Origin of the sequence: Allostella sp., assembly GCF_041913585.1 — a bacterium.
Taxonomy (GTDB): domain Bacteria; phylum Pseudomonadota; class Alphaproteobacteria; order ATCC43930; family Allostellaceae; genus Allostella.
Genome location: NZ_JAYSFE010000146.1, coordinates 1 through 10609, shown reverse-complemented (window position 1 = coordinate 10609; position 10609 = coordinate 1). Strand labels below are relative to the sequence as shown.

Sequence of the window (10609 nt, the reverse complement as noted above, 5' to 3'; positions counted from 1 at the left end):
GCAACAGCGGCAAGGGCTGGGTCACCGCCGAGTACGGGATGCTGCCGCGGTCGACCCACACCCGGACCGACCGCGAGGCCGCCCGCGGCAAGCAGTCCGGCCGGACGCAGGAGATCCAGCGGCTGATCGGCCGGTCGCTGCGCGCGGTCGTCGATCTGGCGGCGCTGGGCGAACGGCAGATCAAGATCGACTGCGACGTGCTCCAGGCCGACGGCGGCACCCGGACGGCCGCGGTGACCGGCTCCTGGGTGGCGCTCGCCGTCGCCTGCCGCGGGCTCGTCGCGGCCGGGAAGCTGCCCGCCAGCCCGATCCGCGGCGGCGTCGCCGCCGTCTCCTGCGGGATCTATCGCGGCACGCCCGTGCTCGACCTCGACTACGAGGAGGATTCCGCCGCCGAGACGGACGCGAACTTCGTCCTCACCGACGCGGGCCGCATCGTCGAGGTCCAGGGCACGGCCGAAGGCGCCCCGTTCGACGAGGACGAACTGCTGGCCATGCTCCGCCTCGCCCGCCACGGCATCGGCGAACTCGTCCGCCATCAGCGTCAGGCGCTCGAGGCGGCCTGATGGTGCGGCGCTTCCAGGCCGGGGGCGGTGCAGGGCGGCTCGTCATCGCCAGCCACAATGCCGGCAAGGTGCGCGAGATCGACGAGCTGCTGCGGCCCTGGGGCGTGACCGTCCTGTCGGCGGGCGCCCTCGGGCTGCCGGAGCCGGAGGAGACCGGGACGAGCTTCGTCGCCAATGCCGAGCTGAAGGCGCTGGCCGCGGCCCGCACCGCCGGCCTGCCGGCGATGGCGGATGATTCCGGGCTCGAGGTACGGGCGCTGGGCGGCGCGCCCGGGATCTATTCCGCCCGCTGGGCCGGCCCCGACAAGGATTTCGGCCGCGCCATGCGCGAGATCGAGCAGCGGCTGGCGGGAACGGCCGAGCGCGCCGCGCGCTTCGTCTGCGCGCTCGCGCTGGCCTGGCCGGACGGCCATGTCGAGACCTTCGTCGGCACCGTCGCGGGCAGCCTCGTGTTCCCGCCGCGCGGCGACCGCGGCTTCGGCTACGACCCCATCTTTCTTCCCGCCGGTGCCGATCGCACCTTCGGCGAGATGGCTGCCGACGAGAAGCACCGGATCAGCCACCGCGCCGACGCCTTCCGCCAACTGGTCGCGGCCTGCTTCGCGGAGGACGGGCGCGGCGCATGACGGAGGTCGGCGACCCGGGCGCTCTCGCGGTCTATGTCCATTGGCCGTTCTGCGTCTCGAAGTGCCCCTACTGCGACTTCAACAGCCACGTCCGCGACCGGGTCGACGAAGCGCAGTGGCGGCAGGCCTATGAGGCGGCGATCGACGCGGCCGCCGCCCGCACGCCGGGCCGGGTCGTCACCAGCGTCTTCTTCGGCGGCGGCACGCCCTCGCTGATGGACCCCGCGACGGTGGCGGCGGTCCTCGACCGGATCGCGGCGCGCTGGCCGCTGGCGTCGGCGCCCGAGGTGACGCTGGAGGCCAATCCCGGCTCGGTCGAGGCGGGACGGTTCGCGGGATACCGCGCGGCGGGGGTCGACCGGGTCTCGCTCGGGGTGCAGGCGCTCGACGACGCGGCGCTGGCGTTCCTCGGGCGGCGGCACGATGCCGGCGAGGCGCTGTCGGCGCTCGCCATCGCGCGGCGCATCTTCCCGCGCTGGTCGTTCGACCTGATCTACGGGCGGCCCGGCCACACGCCGGAGGCCTGGGCGTCGGAGCTGCGCCGGGCCCTACCGTTGGCGGGCGACCATCTGTCGGTCTATCAATTGACCATCGAACCCGGGACGCGGTTCGCGGTGCTGCACGATCGCGGCGACCTGGTTCTTCCGGACGAGGAGATGCAGGGGCTGCTCTACGAGACGACGCAATCGGTGCTGGGGGCCGCGGGGCTCGCCGCCTACGAGATCTCGAACCATGCCCGTCCGGGCGGCGAAAGCCGGCACAACCTCGCCTACTGGCGCTATGGCGACTATGTCGGCATCGGTCCCGGGGCGCATGGGCGCCTGACCCGCGACCGGAGCCGGGTGGCGACGCGGCAGAAGAAGGCGCCCGAAGCGTGGCTGGCGGCGGTCGCGGCGACGGGCGACGGTCTCGACGAGGAACAGTCGCTCGCGCCGGCGGAGCGCCTGGCGGAGCTCCTGATGATGGGGCTGCGCCTCGCCGAGGGCGTGCCCCTGGCCCGCGTCGAGCGCGAAACCGGGGCCCCGCTCGATGCCTGGATCGTCCCGGCCCGCATCGAGCGGCTGGCCCGTGGCGGCTTCCTGGAACGGGACACGACGCGGCTGGCGGCCACCGTGGCGGGGCGCCAGCGGCTGGATGCGGTCCTGGCCGCGCTTCTGCCGGAGCCGCGGTCGTGAGGCCGGCAGCCGTCCCGGGTCGCGCGATCGGAAAGGGTGGCAGGCGGGGGAATTGCCATGGCGAGATATGATGCCGAAGCGGCGCGCCTCGACGCGCTCCACCGCTACGACGTCCTCGACAGCGGGCCCGAGGAATCGTTCGACCGGATCACCCGGCTGGCGCAGCTCGCCGTCGGCACGCCGACCGTCCTGATCTCGCTGATCGACCGCGACCGGCAATGGTTCAAGTCGCGCATCGGGCTCGACGCCGCCGAAGGGCCGCGCGCGACGTCGTTCTGCAGCCACGCCATCGAGCAGGACACGGCGCTGATCGTCGCCGACGCGCTCGCCCATCCGACCTTCCACGACCACCCGGCCGTCCTGGGCGATCCCCATGTGCGCTTCTATGCCGGCGTTCCGCTGCGCACGCCGGACGGATTCAATATCGGCACGCTCTGCGCCGTCGACTACGCGCCGCGCGAACTCGCCCCGCAGCAGCTCGCCGTCCTGCACGATCTGGCGCGCCTCGTCGTCGACGAGCTGGAACTGCGCCGGCTGGCGACGACCGACAGCCTGACCGGGCTGCTGACCCGGCGCGCCTTCGCCGCCGAGGCGGCCCGGGAAGTGGCACGGGCGTCCCGGACCGGCCGGCCGCTCGCCTGCATCGCCTTCGACATCGACCATTTCAAGTCGATCAACGACCGCCACGGCCACGCGGCCGGCGACCGGGTCCTGCAGGCGGTGGCGGCGGTCTGTCGCCGGCACCTGCGCGCGGTCGACGTCGCCGGCCGGCTGGGCGGCGAGGAGTTCGCGATCCTGCTGCCGGAGGCCGACCGGGCGGCCGCGGGAGAAGTCGCCGAGCGGCTGCGCGCGGCGCTCGAAGCTGCCGAACTGGCGCAGGGCGAGGGCGCCATCCGGGTGACGGCCAGCTTCGGCGTCGGCGCGCTGCGTCCCGACGAGCGGTCGGCCGACCCGGTGCTCGAACGCGCCGACGCCGCGGCCTACGCCGCCAAGCGGGAGGGCCGCAACCGGGTCCGTCTCGGCGACTGAGCGCGGCCTACAGCAGGGCGTGGCCGCCGAGGAACCGGTGCAGCGCCTCGGGGCTGCGGAAGTGGTGGGCATGGAAGCCGAGGTCGGCCGCGGTCCGGACGTTGGGCAGCGAGTCGTCGATGAAGACCGACCGTTCCGGCGCGATCGCGAAATCGTCGGCGAGGCGCCGGTAGATGGCGGGATCGGGCTTGACGAGGCCGACCTCGCCCGAGACGAGGATGCCGCGGAACCGTTCCAGGAACGGGAACATCGGGCGCGCGACCTTCCAGGTTTCGGCCGACCAGTTGGTCAGGGCATAGAGCGGCACGCCGCGCTCGTGCAGCGCCTCCAGCACGGCGACGGTGCCGTGGATGGGACCGTTCAGCATCTCGCTCCAGCGCCCGAAATAGGCCTCGATCATGGGCCGCCGCTCCGGGTGACGCGCGATGAGGAGCGCCGTCGCCTCGGCGAACGGGCGGCCGCGATCCTGTTCGACGTTCCAGGCGCCGTTGCACACCTCGGCCAGGAACTCCTCCATCGCCTCTTCCTGCTGGAAGAGCTTGCGGTAGAGATGTCTCGGATTCCAGTCGATGAGCACGCCGCCCAGGTCGAACACGACGGTGTCGGGCTGCGCCGGGATCATCCCGTGCGCTCGTCGAAGGCGGTGGGCGCCGGCCGGACCATTGCCGGAGGCTGCCCGCGGCGGATCTCCAGCACTTCCAGCGCCCGGTCCGACAGGCCGTCGCGGCGGAACCGGAACAGGCCCTCGACCCCGGTGAAGCCGTTGGGCTGGGTGATGGCGTCGACCGAGAAGTCCGGTCCGCCGGGGCGCCGGGAGAGCGCCACCGCCAGCGCCGTCGCGTCGTAGGGCAGGGTCGCGATGCGCGGCGGCTGCCGGCCCTGCAGGCGGGCAAACCGCTCGGTGAAGGCGGCGCGCGCCTCGGACGGCGGTGCCGCGAACCAGGCGCCGTAGAGGGCCGGTTCGCGCCACATCGCCGGATCGTCCCAGAGCTGGGTCCCGAGGAAGCGGGCGCGCGCCCCGCGGCTCTCGTAGTAGGCGTAGACCGGCGCCAGGGTGACCGCGCGCTGCGGCGCTTCCGGCAGCACGACGAAGTCTGCCGGCTGGCGGGCGAGCCGGCGAGCGGTCTCCTGGGCGTCGGCCCCGCCCGGATCGTAGAACTCGACCGCGACGACCCGGCCGCCCGTGAGCGGCACCGTCTCCTCCGCCGCCTGGACGCCACGCTGGCCGTAGGGCGAGGCCGGGGCCAGCACGGCGAACCGCTTGCCGCCGCCGGCCCCCGCCTCGGCGACGACGCGCCGCACCTGGGCGCCCGGCAGCAGGCCCATGACGAAGACGCCCTCCGCCGCGACTTCGGCATCGTTGGTGAAGGCGATGATCGCGACGCCGCGTTCCCGCGCCGGTCCGGCCGCGGCGCGGACCTCGTGCGAGAAGAGCGGGCCGAGGATGAGGCCGGCCCCCTCCTCCGTCGCCGTCCGCGCGGCCGCCTCGGCGCCTTCGGCGGTACCGCCGGTATCGACCGGGACGAGCGTGATCCCGGGCTGTCCCGCGGCGGAGCCGGCATCGAGCACGGCCATCTGGGCAGCCTCCAGCATGGCGCCGCCGAGCGCGGCATGCTGGCCCGAAAGGGGCAGCAGCAACGCCACCCGATTGGCGCCGCGCGTCGGCTGCCGGACCGCCGGCGCCGGCGCCGCCACGGGCGGCGGCGCCTCGATCACGGGCGGCGGCGGCGCCACGGCGCGGGCCGCCGGTTGCGGCCGGGGTGCCGGCTCCCGTACGGTGGGCGCGCAGGCGGCGAGCGACAGGGCGAAGGCGACACATGCCGCAATCATCGGACCGGTCGAAGGGAGGAGGCGGGCGGCGCGCACGGGCGACACTCCCTGCTGGGGACGAAGGAGCGTCCGAGCCTATCGACGGGGCTGCCGCAAGTAAACCGGACGAGGGGGCGGAGCTGCTCCCGCCGGCGCCACCGAGCGGCAGGCTACCGCCCGGCCTCCACGTCGTCGCGACGCCGATCGGCAACCGCGGGGACATCACGCTCCGGGCGATCGAGGCCCTGCGCGCGGCCGACCTCATCGCCTGCGAGGACACGCGCGTGTCCGGCCCCTTCGTCCGCAGCCTCGGCGCCACGGCGCCGCTCGTGCCCTATCACGACCACAATGCGGCACGGATGCGTCCGCAATTGCTGCGCCGCATGTCCGAGGGCGCGGCGGTGGCGCTGGTGTCGGACGCGGGCACGCCGCTCGTGTCCGATCCCGGCTACCGTCTGGTCGGGGCCTGCATCGACAGCGGCATCGCCGTCACCACCCTTCCGGGGCCATCGGCACCGCTGGCGGCGCTCGTCCTTTCCGGCCTGCCCAGCGACCGATTCCTGTTCGCGGGCTTCCTGGCCGCCAAGGCCGGCCCGCGTTCGGCCGAGCTGGCCGAGCTGGCGGCGGTGCCGGCGACGCTCGTCTTTTTCGAGACGGCGCCGCGGCTGGCCGACAGTCTGGCGCAGATGGCGGCCGTGCTGGGGGATCGCCCGGCCGCCGTCGCGCGCGAACTGACCAAGCTGCACGAGGAGGTGCGGCGCGGACCGCTGTCCGAACTCGCGGCGCACTATCGCGATGCGGGGCCCCCGCGCGGCGAGATCGTCGTCGTCGTCGGCCCGCCGCTGGCGGCCGCGCCGGTCGACGCCGCCGCCGTCGACCGCCGTCTCCGGACCGCGCTCGCGACCATGCGGGTCCGGGATGCCGCCGCGCTCGTCGCCGCCGAGACCGGCCTGCCGCGCCGCGAGGTCTATGCCCGCGCGCTCGCCCTCCAGGCCGGGGAACCGTCGCCGTGACCCGTCCGCCCCGGACGGCCGCAGGGCGCCGCGGACAGGCCGAGCGGCGCGGCCGCCGGGCCGAAACCTGGGCCGCGTGGCTGCTCCGGCTCAAGGGCTACCGCATCCTGGCACGGCGCTGGCGCGGCCGCAGCGGCGAGATCGACCTGGTGGCTCGCCGCGGCCGGACGCTCGCCATCGTCGAGGTCAAGCTGCGCCAGGACCGCGACCGGGCGGCGCAGGCGGCGACGGGGCGCGGCCCGGCGCGCATCGGCCGGGCGGCGGCGGAATATCTCGCCGGCCGGCCGGACCTCCACCCGCTCGACGTGCGCTTCGACCTCGTCCTGGCGAGCCCGGGACGGCTGCCCCGCCACCTGCCGGACGCCTGGCGGCCATGACGGCGGCGGAGGCGCGCGCCCGGCTTCGGTCGCTGGCCGCGGTCGCCGACGCCGAGTTTCCGCTCGGCGAGGCGGCGCTGGCGCTGGCCGCGATCGATCGCCCGCAGGTGCCGCTCGACCGCTACCGCGCGCATCTCGACGAACTGGCACTGGCGGTCGCGCCCGCCGGCGGCGACGCCGCCGAGCGCGCGGCCGCACTCGCCACCGCGATCGCCGTCCGCCACCGCTACCAGGGCGATGTCCTGACCTACGACGACCTGCAGAACGCCAACCTGATCCGGGTGGTGGATCGCCGGAAGGGGCTGCCGGTGGCGCTCGGCATCCTCTACCTCGAGACGGCGCAGCGGGTCGGGTGGCCGGCGGACGGCCTCGCCTTTCCCGGCCATTTCGTCATCGCGGTGGCCGGGGAGCGGGGGCGCGCCGTGGTCGACCCCTTCCACGGCGGGCGGATCTGCGACGCGGCGGAACTCCGGCGCCTGCTGAAGGCGATGGCGGGCGCGGACCAGGAACTGCAGCCGGAGCACTACGCCCCGGTCGCCCGCCGGTCGGTGCTCCTGCGCCTGCACAACAACGTCAAGCTGCGCCGGATGCAGGGCGGCGACGCCGCGGGCGCGCTGGCCGCGCTCGAGGCGATGCTGCTGTTCGCACCGGACGAGGGCGGTCTGTGGCACGAGGCCGGCCTGCTCCACGCCCATCTCGGCAACCTGCGGGCGGCGCTGGACGCGCTTGCCGCGGCCCTCGACCGCACCGCGGACAGCGGCGCCCGGCACCGGCTGGCGGCACAGATGCAGGCGCTGCGCCAGCGCCTGCATTGAGGCCGGGGCCGGCCCGACCTCGCCTCAGCGCGGGGCCGGCAGCCCGGTGCAGCCGCCGATCGTCGGAAACCCGATGTCGAGCGGCGGATAGGCGGCGAGCGCGCCCGCCTGCCGCAGCCGGCCGACGAAGCCGGGCTCGCGCCCGTCCGCGATGACGAGGTTGGGCAGCACCGTCGTCCGCACCAGCGCCCCGTCGGCGGCGGCGACGGCGGCGAGCGCCGCCATCCCGTCCGTCGCGGGCGGAAACAGCACCGCCACCGTGCCGGCGCGCTCCGGCGGCAGCGCCCCCGCCGTCAGGAGGAGCACCGTGCCGGCCCCCCAGGCGGCCAGGACGGCACCGGCGATGCCGGCCGCCAGCCGGTGCGGCCGTGCCGCCGACGCCATCGGCCTAGCGCAGGGCGGGCGCCAGCCGCGCCGACCGCTCGGCGATCGGCAGATGGACGAGCGCGGCGAAGACGCCGAGCGCCACCCCGAACCACCACACGAGGTCGTAGCTGCCGGTCGCGTCGTAGATCCGGCCGCCGAGCCAGACGCCGATGAAGGCACCGACCTGGTGGCTGAAGAAGACGATGCCGAACAGCGTCGCCATGTAGCGCGGCCCGAACATGAGCGCGACGAGGCCGGAGGTCAGCGGCACCGTCGACAGCCACAGCAGGCCCATGGCGGCGGCGAAGACCAGGACCGAGGCGGTGGACGGCGGCGTCAGCACGAACGCCGTGATGACGACGGCGCGGCCGAGATAGATGAGGCTCAGCAGCCACTTCTTGCTGCGCCGCCCGCCCAGCACGCCCGCCGTGTAGGAGCCGACGATGTTGAAGAGGCCGACCAGCGCCAGCGACCAGCCGGCGACCGACGCCGGCACGCCGACATCCTTCAGGTAGGGCGGCAGGTGCGTCAGGATGAAGGCGACGTGGAAGCCGCAGACGAAGAAGCCGGCGACGAGATACCAGTAGGAGAGGTGGCTGCCCGCTTCCCGCAGCGCCTCGCCCAGGGACTGCTGGCCCGCGACCTGGGCGGGCCGGCCGCGCAGCAGCCAGGCGAGCGGCAGCATGACGAGCGCCATGGCGCCGACCGCGACCAGCGCGCTGCTCCAGCCGAGGAGGCCGAGCAGCAGTTGCTCGACGGGGGCGATCAGGAACTGGCCGAGCGATCCGGCGGCGGTACCGAGGCCGAAGGCCCAGGTGCGCTGCTCGGCCGGCACGGCGCGGCCGAGCGCCGCCAGGACGATCGAGAACGAGGCACAGGAGAGGCCGAGGCCGACCATGACGCCCATGGTGGCGGTCAACATCCAGGGTTCGGTCGCGAACGGCATGAGGGCGGTGCCGCCGCCATAGAGCAGCGCCCCCAGCGCCAGCACCCGGGCCGTTCCCCAGCGGTCGGCGGCGGCGGCGGCGAACGGCACGCCCAGGCCCCAGAGCAGGTTCTGGATGGCCGAAGCGAAGGAGAAGACCTCCCGGCCCCAGCCGTAGGTGGCGCTCATCGGCTCGAGAAAGAGGCCGTAGCCGGTGCGCAGGCCGAACGAGAAGATGTTGAAGAGGCAGCCGGCGACGATGACCACCATCGCGATGCGCCCGGCCTCGGCGGCTTTCATGGGTCGACTCCTTCGGGCGGCGGCCGCCCCGGTTGCTGGGCCGGGCCGGCGAGGGCGGCGCGCTCGTCCGCGTACTCCTCGCCGAACTCGACCGCGATGTCGTGGGCGCCGACCGGCTCGCCGCACTCGCGGCACACCAGCACGGGCCGGGTCGGCCGGCCGCAGCCGCGGTCCGGACGGTGGCGGAGGGTGACCGGCGGCCGGGCCGGATCGCCCATCCAGCGCTGCCCCCAGAGGCTGAGGGTCACCATCACCGGATGCAGCTCGCGTCCCTTCTCGGTCAGCCGGTACTCGTGGCGCGTCGGGCGCTCCCGGTAGAGACGCTTCTCCAGCACGCCTTCGGCCACCAGCTTGCCCAGCCGGTCGGCGACCAGCCGGGGCGAGGCCTGGGTGAGGCGCTGGAAATCCTCGTAGCGACGCACGCCGAAGAACGCCTCGCGCAGGATCAGCATCGTCCAGCGGTCGCCGACGATGGCCAGCGCCCGGGCGATGGAACAGCTCGAGTGGCCGATGTCGGACCAGCGCATGGGTGACTTCCGTTTCGGAAGTGACTATAGGGGGCGGCATGGACGGTGGTCAATCGCGGTCGCTATAGTCGCCGCCCTCCCCACCGCCTCCCGCCTATCGGAGCCGCCCCCATGAGCCTCGCCGTCGCCATCCAGATGGACCCGATCGAGACCATCAACATCGACGCCGACTCGTCGTTCGTGCTGGCGCTGGAGGCGCAGCGTCGCGGCCACGCGCTCTACCATTACCTGCCGCAGCACCTGTCGCTGCGCGGCGGGCGGGTGGTGGCGCGCTGCCGGCCGCTCCAGGTCCGGCGCGAGAAGGGCAACCACTACAGCTTCGGGTCGTGGGAGACGATCGACCTCGCCACCATGGACGTCGTCCTGATGCGCCAGGACCCGCCCTTCGACATGGCCTACATCACCGCCACCCACCTGCTGGAGCACATCCACCCGCAGACCCTGGTGGTGAACGACCCGGTGCGGGTGCGCAACGCGCCCGAGAAGCTCTACGTGACCCACTTCCCGGAGCTGATGCCGCCGACGCTCATCACGGCGGACCGCCAGGAGGTCCTGGCGTTCCGTGCCGAGCACAAGGACATCATCGTGAAGCCGCTGTTCGGGAACGGCGGTGCCGGCGTCTTCCACATCGGGCCCGAGGACGAGAACCTGTCGGCCCTGCTCGAGCTCTTCACCCAGCTCTACCGCGAGCCGATCATCGTCCAGCGCTACCTGCCCGAGGTGCGCCAGGGCGACAAGCGCATCATCCTGGTCGACGGCGTCCCCGGCGGCGCCATCGACCGCGTGCCGGAGAAGGGCGAGGCCCGCGCCAACATGCATGCCGGCGCCAAGCCGCAGAAGGCGACCCTGACCGAGCGCGACCGCGAGATCTGTGCCGCCATCGGCCCGGCGCTGCGCGAGGCTGGCCTCGTCTTCGTCGGCATCGACGTCATCGGCGGCTACCTGACCGAGATCAACGTGACCTCGCCGACCGGCATCCAGGAGATCAACCGCTTCGACGGCGTCCGTCTCGAAGCGGACATCTGGGACGCGATCGACCGCCGCCTCGGCGAGCGCGCCCGGCCCGCGGTCTGACCGGCCC

At 74.1% G+C, this 10609-nt stretch carries 13 protein-coding genes; 8 read left to right on the top strand and 5 right to left on the bottom strand.

Annotated elements, in window-relative coordinates; genetic code table 11:
* The 4 genes from rph to ACE3Q3_RS20650 form a co-directional block, all read left to right on the top strand.
* A partial coding sequence (gene rph, locus ACE3Q3_RS20665; RefSeq protein WP_374449134.1) for a ribonuclease PH occupies positions 1 to 566 on the top strand: 566 nt, incomplete at its 5' end.
* Positions 566 to 1192: an RdgB/HAM1 family non-canonical purine NTP pyrophosphatase gene (rdgB, locus tag ACE3Q3_RS20660; protein ID WP_374449133.1), complete on the top strand. Its 627-nt coding sequence runs from the start codon at positions 566 to 568 to the stop codon at positions 1190 to 1192. The genes rph and rdgB, both read left to right, overlap by 1 nt.
* The gene (gene hemW, locus ACE3Q3_RS20655) at positions 1189 to 2367 is read left to right on the top strand and encodes a radical SAM family heme chaperone HemW (protein ID WP_374449132.1); all 1179 of its coding nucleotides are present in this window, start codon (positions 1189 to 1191) and stop codon (positions 2365 to 2367) included. Before rdgB ends, hemW begins: the two co-directional genes overlap by 4 nt.
* 57 nt (positions 2368 to 2424) lie before the next feature.
* Positions 2425 to 3396 carry a GGDEF domain-containing protein gene (locus ACE3Q3_RS20650; protein ID WP_374449131.1) on the top strand — a complete coding sequence of 324 codons (972 nt, stop codon included), beginning with the start codon at positions 2425 to 2427 and terminating at the stop codon, positions 3394 to 3396.
* Positions 3397 to 3403: 7 nt separating this feature from the next.
* Here the strand turns inward: ACE3Q3_RS20650 and ACE3Q3_RS20645 are convergent, their stop codons facing one another.
* On the bottom strand, positions 3404 to 4018 hold the full coding sequence (locus tag ACE3Q3_RS20645; protein WP_374449130.1) for an HAD family hydrolase: 615 nt from the start codon (positions 4016 to 4018) through the stop codon (positions 3404 to 3406).
* Positions 4015 to 5226, bottom strand: a complete 1212-nt coding sequence (locus ACE3Q3_RS20640) for a penicillin-binding protein activator (protein WP_374449129.1) — start codon at positions 5224 to 5226, stop codon at positions 4015 to 4017. Before ACE3Q3_RS20640 ends, ACE3Q3_RS20645 begins: the two co-directional genes overlap by 4 nt.
* A 77-nt stretch (positions 5227 to 5303) precedes the next feature.
* Here ACE3Q3_RS20640 and rsmI point away from each other — a divergent pair, with 77 nt between their 5' ends.
* From rsmI to ACE3Q3_RS20625, 3 genes are read left to right on the top strand one after another with little or no spacing between them, the layout of a single operon-like run.
* Entirely contained in the window at positions 5304 to 6218 is a 915-nt protein-coding gene (rsmI, locus tag ACE3Q3_RS20635; RefSeq protein ID WP_374449135.1) for a 16S rRNA (cytidine(1402)-2'-O)-methyltransferase, read from the top strand.
* Positions 6215 to 6595, top strand: a complete 381-nt coding sequence (locus ACE3Q3_RS20630; RefSeq protein ID WP_374449128.1) for a YraN family protein — start codon at positions 6215 to 6217, stop codon at positions 6593 to 6595. Before rsmI ends, ACE3Q3_RS20630 begins: the two co-directional genes overlap by 4 nt.
* Positions 6592 to 7410: a SirB1 family protein gene (locus ACE3Q3_RS20625; protein ID WP_374449127.1), complete on the top strand. Its 819-nt coding sequence runs from the start codon at positions 6592 to 6594 to the stop codon at positions 7408 to 7410. The genes ACE3Q3_RS20630 and ACE3Q3_RS20625 overlap by 4 nt, the downstream gene beginning before the upstream one ends.
* Positions 7411 to 7434: 24 nt before the next feature.
* Here ACE3Q3_RS20625 and ACE3Q3_RS20620 read toward each other — a convergent pair whose 3' ends face one another.
* Genes ACE3Q3_RS20620 through ACE3Q3_RS20610 form a run of 3 tightly spaced genes read right to left on the bottom strand, consistent with a single transcriptional unit; the run spans position 7435 to position 9528 of the window.
* Positions 7435 to 7794 carry a hypothetical protein gene (locus ACE3Q3_RS20620; protein WP_374449126.1) on the bottom strand — a complete coding sequence of 120 codons (360 nt, stop codon included), beginning with the start codon at positions 7792 to 7794 and terminating at the stop codon, positions 7435 to 7437.
* A gap of 4 nt (positions 7795 to 7798) precedes the next feature.
* Positions 7799 to 9001: an MFS transporter gene (locus tag ACE3Q3_RS20615; RefSeq protein WP_374449125.1), complete on the bottom strand. Its 1203-nt coding sequence runs from the start codon at positions 8999 to 9001 to the stop codon at positions 7799 to 7801.
* Positions 8998 to 9528: a winged helix-turn-helix transcriptional regulator gene (locus ACE3Q3_RS20610; protein WP_374449124.1), complete on the bottom strand. Its 531-nt coding sequence runs from the start codon at positions 9526 to 9528 to the stop codon at positions 8998 to 9000. The genes ACE3Q3_RS20615 and ACE3Q3_RS20610 overlap by 4 nt, the downstream gene beginning before the upstream one ends.
* 111 nt (positions 9529 to 9639) lie before the next feature.
* Here ACE3Q3_RS20610 and gshB point away from each other — a divergent pair, with 111 nt between their 5' ends.
* Positions 9640 to 10602 (top strand): glutathione synthase, encoded by a 963-nt coding sequence (gshB, locus tag ACE3Q3_RS20605; protein WP_374449123.1) that lies wholly within the window; start codon positions 9640 to 9642, stop codon positions 10600 to 10602.
* Positions 10603 to 10609: the final 7 nt, after the last annotated feature.